Below are 14,506 nucleotides of genomic sequence, written 5' to 3' on the forward strand. Positions count from 1 at the left end.
CGATGCGCCGCGCTATGCGGCCTACGATCCGAGCGTACCGACGGTACCGAGCACCGGCGATACCGGCACGCCGCTGCCAAGGCCGGAGTAGCCGCTGCTCGGTACCGTCGGTACGCTCGGATCGTAGGCCGCATAGCGCGGCGCATCGGGCACCGAGACGGTCGTCGTCGTGGTCTTGCCCGGCGCGCAGGTGGTGGTGCGGGTCGTCACCGTGCGCTTCTTGGGCTGATAGGCGGCATAGGTCGGCCTGATGCGCTTGGTCTGCTTCAGGTCCTTGAGCATCACCGGCCGTGGCTGCATCCGGTCCACCGTCCGCACCGCGCCGCCGCCGATGATGGCGCCGCCGCATGCGCAGGCACAAAGTTTAGCCAAGGCCATCCGAACGGACATTGCGGGATACTCTTATTGCGTCTGTTGCTTCAGCGTCGATTGCTTCGGACCGGGCGATCGTTGCCGCCCTTCCTCGCTCCGATAGATACGAAGGCAGAAGAAGCTGTTAATCGCAAGTCTGTTAACCATCAAAACCCGGCCTTGCCACGGCGCAGCGCGGTATGCGAGTCGCATGGGTTGGTAAACGTCCCGCTTCGGAACGAACCGGTGGACGCCGCCGGGCCGTGGCCGCGTACTGCGGACCATCGCATAGGCACTTCACCCACGCGAGTCGCGGGGTTCGGAAGATGCGGATCAGTGTGGCGGGCCGGCTTGTCTCGCTAATCGGCCATGGCTATAGGCGCCGCATCGGCAGGTCCGGGCGTATTTTCGGGCAGTGGCGCAGCGGAGGCACGATGGCTACGGCATTCAACTCTGGCTCCGATAAATCCGGGCCCAACCGATCGATCGAGGATGCGCCATCGGGCGCCGGCTACAAGGCCGAACCCGGCGAAGAGTTCATGAACGAGCGACAGCAGGCCTATTTCCGCCAGAAGCTGCTGGCCTGGAAGGACTCGATCCTCAAGGAATCGCGCGACACGCTGGCCCAGTTGCAGACCGATACGATGCGCGAGCCGGACATCACCGACCGCGCCTCCAGCGAGACGGACTGGTCGATCGAGCTTCGCACGCGCGATCGCCAGCGCAAGCTGATCTCCAAGATCGAGGCGGCCGTCCGCCGGATCGACGAGGGCGAATACGGCTATTGCGAGGTGACCGGCGAGCCGATCTCGCTCGCCCGGCTGGAGGCACGGCCGATCGCGACGATGACGGTCGAGGCGCAGGAACGGCACGAACGTAACGAAAAGGTATCGCGCGAGGAGTGAGAGTGGCGCATTAACGCTTTCTCGATGGTTCGACGGATAGCGTCGGGCTGCTTCAATCCCGCGCGGCAGGACGCTTTCCGGTGGACCGACACGATCCAGACGACAGGGCCGGCAACGACGAGGCGGCCGCCCGCTCGCGTCGCGCGGCCCCGCGCGACAGCCTGCTGCTCCACGCCACGCTGCAACGTGTCGGCGACGAGGCGCCGCTGACGATCCGTGTGCGCAACCTGTCCCCCGGGGGCATGATGGCCGAGGTCGGCACCCCGTTCGAGCCGGGCGACCGGATCGCGATCGACCTGCGCGGCGTCGGCCCGCTCGAAGGCACGGTCGCCTGGCGCGAGATCGGGCGGGTGGGCATCTCGTTCGATCGCGAGATCGATCCCCACGCCGCGCGCAAGGCGGTGACGCCGCCGCGACCGGCGACGACGGCGGCACCCGCCCCGCCCCGGCCCAGGCGACCGCGCCTGTTCGGCGAATAACCGTTGGGTACGGGCGGCGGATTCAGGCCAGCGCCCGCCGCAACGCATCGCGCCAGCCGGCCAGCAGCCCGTCACGCCGGGCCGCCGTCATCCGCGGCTCGAACCGGGCATCGGCCCGCCAGCCCTGCGCCACCGTCGCCAGATCGGGCCACAGGCCGAGGGTGAGGCCGGCCAGCCGCGCCGCCCCCAGCGCCGTCGTCTCGCGGCAGGCCGGGCGTTCCACCGCCACGTCCAGGACATCGGCGAGGAACTGGGCGAACCAGTCGTTCGCCGCCATGCCGCCGTCGATCCGCAGCGCCGCCGGCCTGATCGCGCCGTCCGCGCGCATCGCGGCGGTGAGGTCGCTCGTCTGGAAGGCGATCGACTCCAGCGTGGCGCGCACCAGATGCGCGGCCGAACTGTCCAGCGTGAGGCCCAGGATCGTGCCGCGTGCCTCCGGCCGCCAGTGCGGCGCGCCGAGGCCCACGAAGGCGGGCACCAGCCACACGCCGTGATCGTCGGGCACGCCGCCCGCCACCGCCGCCGTTTCATCGGCTGCGGTGATGAGGCCGAGCCGGTCGCGCAGCCACTTGATCGCCGCGCCCGCGACGAAGCTCGATCCCTCCAGCGCGAACGCCCGCTCGCCCGCGATGGTGTAGGCCGGCGTCGCCAGCAGCCGGTTCTGCGAGAGGACGGGCGCGTCGCCGGTGTGCATCAGGATGAAGCAGCCGGTGCCGTAGGTGGATTTCACCATGCCGGGGGTAAAGCAGGCCTGCCCGATCAGCGCGGCCTGCTGGTCCCCCGCCATGCCGGCGATCGGGATCGCGCGGCCGAACAGGGCCGGGTCGGTTTCGCCGAACAGCTCGGCATTCTCGCGCACCTCGGGCAGCAGCCCGGCGGGGATGTCGAACAGGCGGAGCAGATCGTCGTCCCACGCGCCCTTCACGATATCGTACAGCATCGTGCGGCCGGCGTTGGTCACGTCGGTTGCATGTACCCGCCCGCCGGTGAGCCGCCACAGCAGGAAGCTGTCGATCGTGCCCGCCGCCAGTTCGCCCCGCGCGGCGGCGGCGCGCGCGCCCGCCACGTTGTCGAGCAGCCATTGCAGCTTGCTGGCGGAGAAATAGGGGTCGAGCAGCAGGCCGGTGCGGGCCTGGATCATCGGCTCGATCCCGTCGCGGCGCAGCGCGTCGCAGCGGTCGGCGGTACGCCGGTCCTGCCAGACGATCGCGTCGTGCAGCGGGCGGCCGGTGGTGCGCTCCCACAGCAGGATCGTCTCGCGCTGGTTGGTGATGCCGATCCCGGCGACTTCCGGCGTCAGCACCGCCTTCACCACCGCCAGCGTATCGCGCCAGATCTCCTCCGGATCATGTTCCACCCAGCCGGGGCGGGGATAGGCTTGGGCGAACTCGCGCGCCTCGATCGCCAGCGGTTCGCCGCTGCGATCGAAGCGGATCGCGCGGGTGGAGGTGGTGCCCTGATCGATCGCGACGATCTGGCTCATGCGTCGCAGCCTTTCAGATAAGCGGCGAGGCGGGCGACGGTGGCGGCGCCCACGTGCAGGCCCGCCTTGGTGCGCCGCCAGAGAATGTCGTCGGCCGAGCGCGCCCATTCGTGGCGAACGAAATGATCGACCTGCGCGGCCGACAGGCGCCCGCCGAAATCCTCGCCGGCGGGCGGGCCGGACCAGCCGGCCGGCAGCACCGCGCCCTTCGTCCACGCCGGCCCGCCGCCGATCAGCGGGGCGAGGCGGTCCATCGCCTCCTCGGCCAGCGCGCGCGCCGTGGTGATCTTGCCGCCGAACACCGAGAGCAAGGGCGGCCCGTCCCCGTCCAGTTCGAGAACGTAGTCGCGCGTGACCTCCTTGGCCTCCGATGCGCCGTCGTCGTAGAGCGCACGGATGCCCGAGTTGCTGCCCATAACGACGTGCCGCGAAAGCGGGCGATCGAGGTAGCGGTTGGCAGCGGCGATCAGATAGTCGGTTTCCTCGTCGGAGATATGCGCGTCGGCCGGATCGTCGACGCTCACGTCGGTGGTGCCGATCAGGGTAAAATTACCTTCGTAGGGAATGGCGAAGACGACGCGGCCATCGGGCTGTTGCAGCAACAGCGCGTCCTCGCCTGGCCCGATGCGCGGCACGATGATGTGGCTGCCGCGCACCAGCCGCACCCCGCTTTTCGCGCGGACGGCCAGCTTTTCGCCCAGTACGCCTGCCACCCACGGCCCGGCGGCGTTGACGATCGCGCGGGCGGCGACCTGCGACACCGCGCCGGTCGGCACATCCTCGATATTGGCGAGCCAGCGCCCGCCCTCGCGCCGCGCCGCCGCCAGCGCGGTGCGGGTGCGGACGGTCGCCCCCTTGTCCGCCGCATCGCGCGCGTTGAGCACCACCAGCCGGGCGTCGTCTACCCACGCATCCCAGTAGGCGAAGCCGCGGGTGTAGCCCGGTTTCAGCGCGGGATCGGTCAGCCGCACGCTGCGGGAGCGGGGCAGGCTGCCTCCGCGCGCCAGCAGATCGTACAGCAGCAGCCCGGCGCGCACGACCAGCCACGGTCGCGCCTCATAGCCTTGCGGGATGACGAAGCGCAGCGGGCGGATGATCTCGGGCGCGGCGTGCAGCATCGTCTCGCGTTCGAGCAGCGCCTTCCGCACCAGCCCGAACTCGCGATACTCTAGGTAGCGCAGCCCGCCGTGGATTAGCTTGGTGCTGGCGGACGAGGTGGCCTGCGCCAGATCGCGCTGTTCCACCAGCAGCACGGCGAGGCCGCGCCCGGCGGCGTCGCGCGCGATCGCCGCGCCGTTGATGCCGCCGCCGACGACGAGAAGGTCGTATGTCTCCATGGGGCAAGGGTAGCGTGGCGTGCCGCGAACGTCATCCTTCCCCGGCCCGTTTTGCCCAGCGCACTCGAGGCATGGCTGAGGCCCCTCGACGGCGCTCGGGGAAAGGAGGCCGGGGCAGGGTGACGCGGGGGGCGTGCCACCCTATGTCCGGCCCATGCCCAAACATATCACGCCCGGATTGCCGAGCCGCCAGCAGATCCTCGATTTCATCAGCGGATCGGACACGCCCGCCGGCAAGCGCGAGATCGCGCGCGCCTTCGGCCTTTCCGGGCAGGAAAAGATCACGCTCAAGGCGCTGCTCAAGGACATGGCCGACGAGGGGCTGATCGACAGCGCCCCCGGCCGCGCCTTCCACAAGATGGGCGGCGTGCCCAAGGTGACGGTGCTGCGGATCGTCGACGTGGAGGGCGATCAGGCGGTGGCGGTGCCCGAGAGCTGGCACGCCGAGACGCCGCCGCCGCGCCTGCGCGTGATGGAGCGCGGCAAGCGCAGCGCGCTGGGGCCGGGTGACCGCATCCTGGCGCGTACCGAGGAGGCCGGGCGCGGCTGGCTGGCGCATCCGCTGAAGAAGCTGGCGCGCGGCGAGGATCTGGTGCTGGGCGTGCTGCACAAGGAAGGCGACCGCCTGTGGCTGAAGCCCGTGGACAAGCGCGAGAAGCGCGACTGGGCGGTGTCGGATGCGGGCGAGGCCGGGCCGGGCGATCTGGTGCTGGCCGAGAAGACCGGGCGGCCGCCGCGCCTGTCGGTGAAGGTGCAGGAGGTACTGGGCGATCCGTTCCAGCCGCGCAGCTTCAGCCTGATCGCGATCCACAAGCACGGCATTCCCGACCAGTTCCCCGAGGAGGCGATCGAGGAGGCGGAGGACGTCGTCGGCCTGCCGCTGGGCGAGCGCGAAGACCTGACCCATCTGTCGATCGTGGCGATCGACCCGGTTGATGCGCGCGACCATGACGACGCGGTGTGGGCGATGCCCGACGACGACCCCGCCAACCCCGGCGGCTTCCGCGCGATCGTGGCGATCGCCGACGTGGCCTTCTACGTCCGCCCGGGCGGGCTGCTGGACCGCGAGGCGCGAAAGCGGGGCAACAGCGTGTATTTCCCCGACCGCGTCGTGCCGATGCTGCCCGAAACGCTGTCGGCCGACATCTGCTCGCTGAAGGCCGGGCAGGACCGCGCGGCGCTGGCGTGCCACCTGACGATCTCGGCGACGGGCAAGCTGACGGCATGGCGCTTCACCCGCGCAAAAGTGCGCCTGGCGGCGAACATCCCGTATGAGGAGGCACAGGCGGCGATCGATGCGGCTTCGTCACTTTCGTCATCCCGGCGCATGCTGGGATCTCGTGACGAGGAGAGCGACGGCCCGCTTCACGAAAACCCCGACGCTCATCAGGCCGATGAGACAGGGTCGCGCGCCTCGTTCCGCTGGGATTCCACCCTCGTCGAAACCGCCCTCCAGCCGCTGTGGGCCTGCTGGCGCGCGCTGGCCAAAGCGCGCGACGATCGCGCCCCGCTCGATCTCGACCTGCCCGAGCGGCGGGTGGTGCTGGACGAGCGCGGCCGCATCCTCTCGGTCGCCCCGCGCGAGCGGCTCGACGCGCATCGGCTGATCGAGGATTACATGATCGCCGCCAACGTCGCCGCCGCCAAGGCGCTGGAGGCGAAGAAGGCACCGGTGATGTACCGCGTCCACGAGCCGCCGAGCCGCGAGAAGCTGGTCGCGCTCAGGGACTATCTGAAGACCTTCGGCATCGATTTCGCGCTGGGGCAGGTGGTGCGGCCCGCCACGTTCAACCACATCCTCGGCAAGCTGGGGCCGGACGACGAGACGCGCCCGCGCGTGATGGAGCAGGTGCTGCGATCGCAGACGCAGGCCTATTACGCGCCCGCCAACGCCGGCCACTTCGGCCTCGCGCTCGGCAGCTATGCGCATTTCACCAGCCCGATCCGGCGCTATGCCGATCTAGTCGTCCACCGCGCGCTGGTGGGGGCGTACGGCCTCGACCCGGCGGCGAAGGCGACCGCGCTGACCAGCGCCGACGCCGAGGGCATGGAGTCTCTCGGGCAGCTGATCTCGCGGGCCGAGCGCCGCGCGATGGAGGCGGAGCGCGAGACGATCGACCGCTACGTCGCCGCCTATCTTGCCACGAAGCTGGGCGACGTGCTGGAGACGCGGATCACCGGCGTACAGAGCTTCGGCTTCTTCGCCACGGTGGAGGGCTTCGGCGGCGACGGGCTGGTGCCGGTCTCGACGCTGGGCGCCGAGCGGTTCCATTATGACGAGACGATGCACACGCTGACCGGCGAGGAGAGCGGCGAACGCTACGCCATCGGCCAGCGGCTGAAACTGCGGCTGGTGGAGGCGGACCCGATCAACGGCTCGCTCCGCTTCGAGCTGCCGGAGGGGGCGAACCACATGGCCGTCCGCCGACCGATGCGGGGCAAGGACCGGCGCATCGTGGGCAAGCGCGGGCGCCCGCCTGGGATACGGCATCAGGGAAAAAGGTGAGGCGGCAGCGGGCCTTTTACACGACCTTACGGGGCGGACATGATGGGCAACCTTGGATGTCCTATCTCCAGTCTATCGAACGGGCAGCATAGTCCGCGATAAAGCAGGAGAAACATCATGGGCATCAGCCTGATCGCCGGCCTGACGCTGGCGGCACTCTCCGTTCCCCTCCCCGCCGATCTGACGCATCGGACGCAAGTGGCGCATCGCGACGGGGCGGTGGACGTGACCTATCACGGCAAGGTCGATCTCGCGCATCACCAGCGCGGCGCGGTGACGCCACCCGGTGTCGCGGGTGTGCGACGCTGCGACTGGACGGGCACCGTCAGCGTATCGCGCCACATCACCCGGCCGGGCGCCGCAGCGACCCTCTCCACCATCGTCGCGCACGATCGCGTGGTGGATGGATCGCGCCACGGCGACTGCCTCGTGGCGCGCAAGGGCATCGAGCGGGACGTGGCCGCGCACCGGCCGACGCTGGAGGCGCACATGGCCGCCGTGGCGGCGCGGGACCGTGCGTCCGTCCTGGCGGATCTCGACGCGGCGGCGGCGCTGGCATCCCGGTGATGCGGGGGGCCGTCGCATCGTGCGGAGGCGGCCTGCTGCTCGCCGTGTCGGGGTTGGCACAGGCCGCGCCCCGGATCGACGGCGCCGTCGTTTCGGACGAGCGCCGCCGGGGGATCAGCTGGAGCGACGGCCGGGCCAGCGCGCAGGCGGGGCTGGGGCTGGCGGCGGGCGACTTCCGCCTCGATGCCTCGGCCACCGCCCTGCGGAACAGCCCGCGGCATCGCGGCGCGGATGCCGGAGTTGACCTCTCTGGCGGCTGGCGGCAGCGGGAGGGCGGCGCGGTGCGGGTCGACGCTGCCGTGATCGCGCATCTGTTCGCCGGGGGGGCGGGCCGGCTGAACTATGTCGAGTTGCAGGCCGGCGGCAATGCGCTGGTCGGGCCGGTATCGGTCGATCTCTCGGTCACCTACGCGCCGCCGCAGCGATCGGCGATCGGCGGGGACAACCTCTATCTGGCGGCCCGCGCGCGGCTGGCCGTGATCGGCACGCCCTTCGGCGTCGTCGCGGGGGTGGGGCGATCGAGTGGGCACACCGACGATCCCGTGGCCGCCACCCGCCTGCGCCCCGGCGGCACCTATTACGACTGGCAGCTCGGGGTCGAGCACATCCGTGGCCCGATCGGAGTGAGCGTGTCGTATGTCGGCAACGACATCGCCCGGCGGACTGTTCCGGACATGGCGGCAGCGCGCCATGCCGGCGATGCGGTCGTCGCCCGGATCGCGTTGACGCTTTAGCCCGCGAGCGGGCGGACTATCGCCGGCGCGATCGTGGGATGGCATCGGCTCGGTCGTATCCGGTCACCCGTCTCTGCCGTCCGCGCCGGGGCGTGCCGGATCGCGCGATGGTCAGCCGGACGTCTCGACAAGTTCCGCGACCTCGAAGACATAACCCTCCCATCCGCGCTGGCGGGCGGCCTCCTTCGTCGCAGCCTCCTTGCCCGTCGCCTCCCTGAGCGATCTGGCGTGGCCCCAGAAGACCTCGGTACGCCCGCCGCCGAGCCGGGCGACGATGCGCCAGTAATGCGTGAAGGGTGACGATGTCGGGCCGATGGTCTTCACGTAGCCATCCGACATCGTCGCGGTGAGATAGCGCTTCCTCCTGGCCATGATCGTCTTCTCGCTGCTCTCGCGACCCGGCAGGCTTGCCGCCCGGCTTTGTCCGTCGGCACCGGCCTGTCCATCGATGCGGCTTCCCGGCTGCTTGCCGGCCAAAGCGCTGTCTCATTGCGCGAGACGTTCGCGCGTGTGGCCGTGGCGGCTTGCCTGCCAACGACCCGGAGGCTGCGTGCGGCCGCTACAGCTTGGGCAGGGTCACCCCGCGCTGGCCCATGTATTTGCCCGCGCGGTCGGCATAGGTCACCTCGCACGGCTCGTTGCCCTGCAGGAACAGGAACTGGCACGCGCCCTCGTTGGCATATACCTTGGCGGGCAGCGGCGTGGTGTTCGAAAATTCCAGCGTCACATGGCCTTCCCAGCCCGGCTCCAGCGGGGTGACGTTCACGATGATGCCGCAGCGCGCGTAGGTGGATTTGCCGAGGCAGATCACCAGCACGTCCTTGGGCACGCGGAAATATTCCACGGTGCGGGCCAGTGCGAAGCTGTTGGGCGGGATCACGCAGCAGTTGGTCTTGCGATCGACGAAGCTGTCCAGCGTGAAGTTCTTGGGGTCCACCGTGGCGGAATCGACGTTGGTGAAGATCTTGAATTCGTCGGCTACGCGCGCGTCATAGCCGTAAGAGGACAGACCGTAGCTGATGCAGCCGTCGCGGCGCTGCGCCTCCACGAACGGTTCGATCATCGCGTCCTCGAGGGCGCGTTCGCGAATCCAGCGGTCTGACATGATCGACATGGTCGTCCCTTTCGCGGGATCGGGGGCGCAGGGCAAGCGCGCGCTTCGGGCCGGGTCAGTCGCGGCGGAAGATGAACTCGTCGTCGTGCCAGTCGCCCACCGGGAAGCGGTAGCCGCCCACGTTGGCGAACCCGCGCGCCGCGTAGATCGCCTGCGCGCGTTCGTTGCCGGACCAGACGCCGAGCCACACCGGCCCCGGCCGCGTGGCGGCGAGATGATCGAGCGCGGTATCGAGCAGCCGGCGGCCGAGGCCCGATCCCTGCGCCGCCTTCGCCACGTAGAGCTGGTAAAGCTCGCCCGCACCCCCGGCCACGTCCGGGTGGGGCAGCTTGCACGGGCCGACGTGGGCGTAGCCGGCCATGGCGCCCGCGACTTCACCGATCCACGTCGCATGCGCCGGATCGGCGATCTCGCGCGCGACGGTCTCCACCGAATAGGACGCCTGCTCGAACCGGGCGAGGTCGGCCGGCGGGTAGGGGATGGCGAAGCCGTCGGCGAGGAAGGTGGCGCGGAACGTCTCCAGCTTCAGCCGGGCGAGGGCCGCGGCATCGGCGGGGATGGCGGGGCGGATCGTCGGTGCGATCACGCCAGCAGGTCGTCCGGGCCGAAGGCATGGGGCAGCAGCGCCGAGAGCATGTGCCGCTCCACCGCCGCGCCATCGGCCGAGGCGCAATGGACCATGATGTCGCGCCCGCCCATCTGGGCCGCCTCCACCAGCATCTGCCGGCACCGCCCGCACGGTCGCACCGGCGCCTCGCCGGCGATGGTGCCGCCGGGGCCGATGCTGCCGCCGACCACGCCGATCGCCACCACGTCGGCCAGCCGCCCGGCGGTGTTCGCCGTCGCCAGCGCCACCGCCTCGGCGCACAGCGACAGGCCGTAGCTGGCGTTCTCGATGTTGGTGCCGGTCACGATCGTGCCGTCCTCCAGTAGCAGCGCCGCCCCCACCGCGAAGCGCGAATAGGGCGCGTGCGCGTGCGCCGCCGCCATCAGCGCCGCCTCGATCAGCACCGCCCCGGCCACCGCCGCCATCGCCGCCTCCTCAGCCACGGATGTGCAGCACGCAGATGAGGGTGAACAGCCGTCGTGCGGTATCGAAGTCCAGGTCGATCTTGCCCTCCAGCCGCTCGATCAGCAGTTCTGCCGCCTCGTTGTGGACGCCCCGCCGGGCCATGTCGATCGTCTCGATCTGCTGCGCGGTCGCCTGGCGGACGGCGCTGAAATAGCTGTCGCAGATCGCGAAATAGTCCTTGATCGGGCGGCGGAAGCGCGCCAGCCCGAGGACGAGGGTCTCCAGCCGCTGGTCGTCCTCGCTCGATATGTCGATCGCCAGCCGCCCTTCCTCCACCCGCAGGCGGATGCGGTAGGGGCCGGCGTAGCCCTCCGGGTAGGCGCGCTGCGGGGCGAAGCGATTGCCCTCCAGCAGGTCGAACACCGCGATGCGCCGCTCCTGCTCCACATCGGCATTGCGCCAGAGGATCGTCTTCTCGTCCAGATCGACGGCGATGATGCGGGGATCGGCCATGTCGTTTCGCCCTAGACCAGCCGTGTGCCAAACTCTAGCCGGGCGCGGCGCGGCGCGGTCAGCCCGCGACCCTGACGGTCACGTGCGCGCTCCAGCCGGAGACGAGCGGCTGGTCCGGCAGACGATCCAGCTTCAGCCGCACCGGCACGCGCTGCGTCACCTTCACCCAGTTGCCGGTGGCGTTCTGCGGCGGCAGCAGCGAGAATTGCGCCCCGGTGCCGGCCCCGATCCCGGTCACGTGCGCGGGCAGCCGCCGGCCGGGCATCGCATCCACCTCCACCTCGGCGGGCTGGCCGATACGCAGGCGATCGAGCTGGGTTTCCTTGAAATTGGCCTCCACCCAATAGTCGCCGTCGCCCACGATGCTGACGCTGCCCAGCATCGCGGTGGCCAGCGTCCCCGGGTTCAGCCGTTCCGACTGCGAGACGCGGCCGGCGATCGGCGCGCGTACCTCGGTGCGGCGCAGGTCCAGCTCCGCCTTGGCGCGCAGCGCGAGTGCCGCCTCCACCTGCGGATGCCCGCCCGCCTCCGAAGCGCCGATCATCGCGCGGGCGGATTGCGCATCGGCCACCGCCACCGCGCGCTTGGCCTGCGCGGAGGCCAGCGCCGAACGCGCTGAATCATAGGCGGCGCGGGTGGTAAATCCGCGCGCGAGCAGGTCGCTCTGCCGGCGGAAATTCTCCTCGGCCAGCCCCACGTCGGCGGCCATCGCACCGATATCGGCCGCCCGGCTCTGGTAGGCGCCGGAAAGCTGGTTCACCTGCAACCGCGCATTGCCCACCGCCGCATCGGCCTGCATCAGCGCGATGCGGAACGGCGCGGGATCGATGCGGAACAGCAGGTCGCCCGCCTTCACCCGCTGGTTCTCCACCACCGCCACCTCGATCACCCGCCCGCTCACTTCCGGCGCGACCGAGACGACATGCGCGCCGATCTGCGCGTTGTCGGTGGAAACCGTCTTGCCCCCGGTCAGCCAGAACCAGCCGGCGACGGCGGCGAGCAGCAGCGGCAGCGAGATCATCAGCGCGGTGCGCCCCCAGCGGCGGCGCGGAGCGGCTTCTGTCGGCGTCGCGGCGTCGGTGTCGGCGGCGAGGCGGGTCATCTCGTTCATGCAGCGGACCTTCTGGCATCGTCGCGCAGACCGTCGTGGAGCCGCAGCAGGCCATCGTGCAACAGTGCTGCGTCCGCGCCGAGGAGGGCGCGGGCCTCTGCCTCCACCGTCCGCCCGACGACGGACAGCTGGGCGACGATCTCGTGGGCGGCGGGCAGCAGGTGCAGCCGCCACATCCGGCGATCGCGCGGATCGGCGCGACGTTCCACGAGGCCGGCCTCGGCCAGCCGGTCGATCATGCGGCAGAGCGTGATCCGCTCGACATCGAGCATGTCGGCCACCTCGCTCTGGTTGCGGCCGTCCTGGCGCGCCAGGATCATCAATACGCGCCATTGCTGGCGGGTGACGCCGATGCCCCGCGCGCGCTCGTCGAACCGGGCGCGCAACTGGCGGGCGGTATCGTAGAGCAGGAAGGCGATCCCGGTTTCGAGGTCTTCGGCAAGCATGCTTACTATATGCCAGATTGCAGATGGCGTCGCAACCGGCGGATGATCCCCCGCCACTTCCCGATCGCTCCCGGGGTTGTCCACCGGATCGCCCACAGGCGTGTGGGCCATCCCGTCGGCACCCCTTGGCGCGGAGGCGGGGAGGGGCGATGATGGGGGCATGGCCGAACCCTTGAGAATCATGCCGTCCGCGGCGAGCGAACCCCTGTCCCTGCCCTCCAACGTGGAGGCCGAGGCGGCGCTGCTGGGCGCGATGATGATCGACAACCGCATCGCCGAGGACGTGCAGGTGCGGCTGCGCGCGGACCATTTCCACGAGCCGCTGCACGGTCGCATCTACGAGGCGATCCTGCGGCTGGCGGACAGGAACATGATCGCCAACCCCGTCACGCTGCGCCCGCTGTTCGAGGCGGACGAGGCGATGAAGCAGCTTGGCGGCCCGGCGTATCTGGTCGGGCTGACGGGCAGCGGATCGGGGCTGATCGGCGCGCGCGATTTCGCCACGCAGATCTATGATCTCGCGCTGTTGCGCGCGCTGATCGGCGTGGGCCGCGAGATGGTCGACAAGGCGATCGACACCAGCGAATCGGTCGATCCGAAAAGCCAGATCGAGCAGGCCGAGGTCGCGCTTTACCGCGTGGCCGAGGAGGGCGGTGAGGAGGGCGGGGTGAAGACCTTCGTCCAGGCCGCGCGCGCCGCCGTGCAGCAGGCGGAACGCGCGCTTAATTCCGGCGGGCATATCTCGGGCATCACCACCGGGTTCGACAGCCTGAACGGCAAGATGGGCGGCCTGCACCGATCGGATCTGCTGATCCTCGCCGGGCGGCCGGGCATGGGCAAGACCTCGCTCGCCACCAACATCGCGTTCAACGCCGCACGCCGAGCGGTGCGCGACAAGGAGGACGGGATCGATCCGGCCAAGTCGGCGGGCGCCGGCGTCGCCTTCTTCAGTCTCGAAATGTCGGCCGACCAGCTGGCCACGCGCATCCTGTCCGAGCAATCGCGCATCAGTTCGGAGAACCTGCGCATGGGCAAGATCAGCCAGCAGGATTTCCGCGACCTCGCCCGCGCCGCCGCCGAGCTGGAGACGCTGCCGCTCTATATCGACGACACGCCCGGCCTCACGATCGCGGCGCTGCGCACCCGCGCGCGTCGGCTGAAGCGGCAGCGCGGCATCGATCTGGTCATCATCGACTATCTCCAGCTTTTGCAGGGCTCCGGCAAATCGTCCGACGGCAACCGCGTGCAGGAGATTTCGGAGATCAGCCGTGGCCTGAAACAGCTCGCCAAGGAACTGCATGTGCCGGTGATCGCGCTGTCGCAGCTGAGCCGCGCGGTGGAAAGCCGCGAGAACAAGCGTCCGATGCTGTCCGATCTGCGCGAATCCGGTTCGATCGAGCAGGACGCGGACATGGTGATGTTCGTGTACCGCGAGGAATATTACATCAACTTCCAGAAGCCCAAGGAAGCCAGCCGCGAGGCGGGCGACGACGTGTCCACGGTGGCCGCGTTCGAGGACTGGCAGCGCCAGATGGCCGACGCACACGGCATCGCCGAGGTGGTGATCGCCAAGCAGCGCCACGGCGCCACCGGCACGGTGAAGCTGAAGTTCGAAAGCCGCTTCACCCGCTTCTCCGACCTGGCCGACGACAGCTATCTGCCGGAGCAGCATTAGACGGCGAAGGCCGGCGGCCGGCAGCTCGCCAATATCAGACGCTTCCCGCCTCATCGTCCGTAGCCCCGGCCTCGTGCCGGGGTCCACGGTGCATCGGGGGCTGGCCCCGTTCTTGCCCGAATCGTCTGTGGCTAGCTGGACCCCGGCACGAGGCCCGGGTGACGGTGGTGGGCTATGGCGGGAGAGCGACGAGGCGCCCGCACCACCACAATCCGATACGAACAGGTGACGCAGCCCCCGGCCTTTTGTATCGCCCGCCGGTGACATCGCCTC

Annotated in this window: 16 protein-coding genes; 6 read left to right on the forward strand and 10 right to left on the reverse strand. The window is 70.0% G+C overall.

Going from position 1 to position 14,506, the window contains the following annotated elements; translation table 11 throughout:
* Positions 1-21: 21 nt before the first annotated feature.
* Positions 22-390, reverse strand: coding sequence for a hypothetical protein (locus FOY91_RS17640; RefSeq protein ID WP_145154761.1), 369 nt, complete (start codon positions 388-390; stop codon positions 22-24).
* 395 nt (positions 391-785) lie between these two features.
* Between FOY91_RS17640 and dksA the strand changes: the two genes are divergently transcribed.
* On the forward strand, positions 786-1,256 hold the full coding sequence (gene dksA / locus FOY91_RS17645; protein WP_145154763.1) for an RNA polymerase-binding protein DksA: 471 nt from the start codon (positions 786-788) through the stop codon (positions 1,254-1,256).
* A gap of 80 nt (positions 1,257-1,336) precedes the next feature.
* Complete coding sequence (locus FOY91_RS17650; protein WP_145154765.1) at positions 1,337-1,735, forward strand: PilZ domain-containing protein; 399 nt, start codon at positions 1,337-1,339, stop codon at positions 1,733-1,735.
* Positions 1,736-1,757: 22 nt separating this feature from the next.
* Here FOY91_RS17650 and glpK read toward each other — a convergent pair whose 3' ends face one another.
* Positions 1,758-3,218 (reverse strand): glycerol kinase GlpK, encoded by a 1,461-nt coding sequence (gene glpK / locus FOY91_RS17655; RefSeq protein ID WP_203234622.1) that lies wholly within the window; start codon positions 3,216-3,218, stop codon positions 1,758-1,760.
* Positions 3,215-4,555, reverse strand: coding sequence for a glycerol-3-phosphate dehydrogenase (gene glpD, locus FOY91_RS17660; RefSeq protein ID WP_145154767.1), 1,341 nt, complete (start codon positions 4,553-4,555; stop codon positions 3,215-3,217). The genes glpK and glpD overlap by 4 nt, the downstream gene beginning before the upstream one ends.
* 154 nt (positions 4,556-4,709) lie before the next feature.
* Between glpD and FOY91_RS17665 the strand changes: the two genes are divergently transcribed.
* The 3 genes from FOY91_RS17665 (at position 4,710) to FOY91_RS17675 (ending at position 8,362) form a co-directional block, all read left to right on the forward strand.
* Entirely contained in the window at positions 4,710-7,061 is a 2,352-nt protein-coding gene (locus tag FOY91_RS17665; protein WP_145154769.1) for a ribonuclease R family protein, read from the forward strand.
* A 117-nt stretch (positions 7,062-7,178) separates the two neighbouring features.
* On the forward strand, positions 7,179-7,628 hold the full coding sequence (locus FOY91_RS17670; RefSeq protein WP_145154770.1) for a hypothetical protein: 450 nt from the start codon (positions 7,179-7,181) through the stop codon (positions 7,626-7,628).
* Positions 7,628-8,362: a TorF family putative porin gene (locus FOY91_RS17675; RefSeq protein ID WP_145154772.1), complete on the forward strand. Its 735-nt coding sequence runs from the start codon at positions 7,628-7,630 to the stop codon at positions 8,360-8,362. The genes FOY91_RS17670 and FOY91_RS17675 overlap by 1 nt, the downstream gene beginning before the upstream one ends.
* Before the next feature lie 111 nt (positions 8,363-8,473).
* Here the strand turns inward: FOY91_RS17675 and FOY91_RS17680 are convergent, their stop codons facing one another.
* The 7 genes from FOY91_RS17680 to FOY91_RS17710 all read right to left on the reverse strand — a co-directional run bounded on the left by FOY91_RS17680 (position 8,474) and on the right by FOY91_RS17710 (position 12,558).
* Positions 8,474-8,734, reverse strand: a complete 261-nt coding sequence (locus FOY91_RS17680) for a hypothetical protein (RefSeq protein WP_145154791.1) — start codon at positions 8,732-8,734, stop codon at positions 8,474-8,476.
* Between the two features lie 187 nt (positions 8,735-8,921).
* Positions 8,922-9,476, reverse strand: coding sequence for a dCTP deaminase (gene dcd, locus FOY91_RS17685; RefSeq protein WP_145154774.1), 555 nt, complete (start codon positions 9,474-9,476; stop codon positions 8,922-8,924).
* A 55-nt stretch (positions 9,477-9,531) separates the two neighbouring features.
* Positions 9,532-10,062: a GNAT family N-acetyltransferase gene (locus FOY91_RS17690; RefSeq protein WP_145154776.1), complete on the reverse strand. Its 531-nt coding sequence runs from the start codon at positions 10,060-10,062 to the stop codon at positions 9,532-9,534.
* The gene (locus tag FOY91_RS17695; RefSeq protein ID WP_145154779.1) at positions 10,059-10,508 is read right to left on the reverse strand and encodes a cytidine deaminase; all 450 of its coding nucleotides are present in this window, start codon (positions 10,506-10,508) and stop codon (positions 10,059-10,061) included. The genes FOY91_RS17690 and FOY91_RS17695 overlap by 4 nt, the downstream gene beginning before the upstream one ends.
* A gap of 10 nt (positions 10,509-10,518) precedes the next feature.
* Positions 10,519-11,001 carry a UPF0262 family protein gene (locus FOY91_RS17700; protein ID WP_145154781.1) on the reverse strand — a complete coding sequence of 161 codons (483 nt, stop codon included), beginning with the start codon at positions 10,999-11,001 and terminating at the stop codon, positions 10,519-10,521.
* A gap of 58 nt (positions 11,002-11,059) precedes the next feature.
* Positions 11,060-12,112: an HlyD family secretion protein gene (locus FOY91_RS17705; protein WP_145154783.1), complete on the reverse strand. Its 1,053-nt coding sequence runs from the start codon at positions 12,110-12,112 to the stop codon at positions 11,060-11,062.
* Positions 12,109-12,558, reverse strand: coding sequence for a MarR family winged helix-turn-helix transcriptional regulator (locus FOY91_RS17710; protein ID WP_145154785.1), 450 nt, complete (start codon positions 12,556-12,558; stop codon positions 12,109-12,111). The genes FOY91_RS17705 and FOY91_RS17710 overlap by 4 nt, the downstream gene beginning before the upstream one ends.
* A gap of 160 nt (positions 12,559-12,718) precedes the next feature.
* Between FOY91_RS17710 and FOY91_RS17715 the strand changes: the two genes are divergently transcribed.
* Positions 12,719-14,233 (forward strand): replicative DNA helicase, encoded by a 1,515-nt coding sequence (locus tag FOY91_RS17715; protein WP_145154787.1) that lies wholly within the window; start codon positions 12,719-12,721, stop codon positions 14,231-14,233.
* Positions 14,234-14,506 lie beyond the last annotated feature (273 nt).

Source organism: Alterirhizorhabdus solaris (assembly GCF_007785815.1).
Classification (GTDB): Bacteria; Pseudomonadota; Alphaproteobacteria; order Sphingomonadales; family Sphingomonadaceae; genus Alterirhizorhabdus; species Alterirhizorhabdus solaris.

Coding starts and splice junctions, on each gene's coding strand:
- FOY91_RS17640 (WP_145154761.1), bottom strand. CDS start 390: ATGTCCGTTCGGATGGCCTTGGCTAAACTTTGTGCCTGCGCATGCGGC.
- dksA (WP_145154763.1), top strand. CDS start 786: ATGGCTACGGCATTCAACTCTGGCTCCGATAAATCCGGGCCCAACCGA.
- glpK (WP_203234622.1), bottom strand. CDS start 3,218: ATGAGCCAGATCGTCGCGATCGATCAGGGCACCACCTCCACCCGCGCG.
- glpD (WP_145154767.1), bottom strand. CDS start 4,555: ATGGAGACATACGACCTTCTCGTCGTCGGCGGCGGCATCAACGGCGCG.
- FOY91_RS17665 (WP_145154769.1), top strand. CDS start 4,710: ATGCCCAAACATATCACGCCCGGATTGCCGAGCCGCCAGCAGATCCTC.
- FOY91_RS17670 (WP_145154770.1), top strand. CDS start 7,179: ATGGGCATCAGCCTGATCGCCGGCCTGACGCTGGCGGCACTCTCCGTT.
- FOY91_RS17675 (WP_145154772.1), top strand. CDS start 7,628: ATGCGGGGGGCCGTCGCATCGTGCGGAGGCGGCCTGCTGCTCGCCGTG.
- FOY91_RS17680 (WP_145154791.1), bottom strand. CDS start 8,734: ATGGCCAGGAGGAAGCGCTATCTCACCGCGACGATGTCGGATGGCTAC.
- dcd (WP_145154774.1), bottom strand. CDS start 9,476: ATGTCGATCATGTCAGACCGCTGGATTCGCGAACGCGCCCTCGAGGAC.
- FOY91_RS17695 (WP_145154779.1), bottom strand. CDS start 10,508: ATGGCGGCGGTGGCCGGGGCGGTGCTGATCGAGGCGGCGCTGATGGCG.
- FOY91_RS17700 (WP_145154781.1), bottom strand. CDS start 11,001: ATGGCCGATCCCCGCATCATCGCCGTCGATCTGGACGAGAAGACGATC.
- FOY91_RS17705 (WP_145154783.1), bottom strand. CDS start 12,112: ATGAACGAGATGACCCGCCTCGCCGCCGACACCGACGCCGCGACGCCG.
- FOY91_RS17710 (WP_145154785.1), bottom strand. CDS start 12,558: ATGCTTGCCGAAGACCTCGAAACCGGGATCGCCTTCCTGCTCTACGAT.
- FOY91_RS17715 (WP_145154787.1), top strand. CDS start 12,719: ATGGCCGAACCCTTGAGAATCATGCCGTCCGCGGCGAGCGAACCCCTG.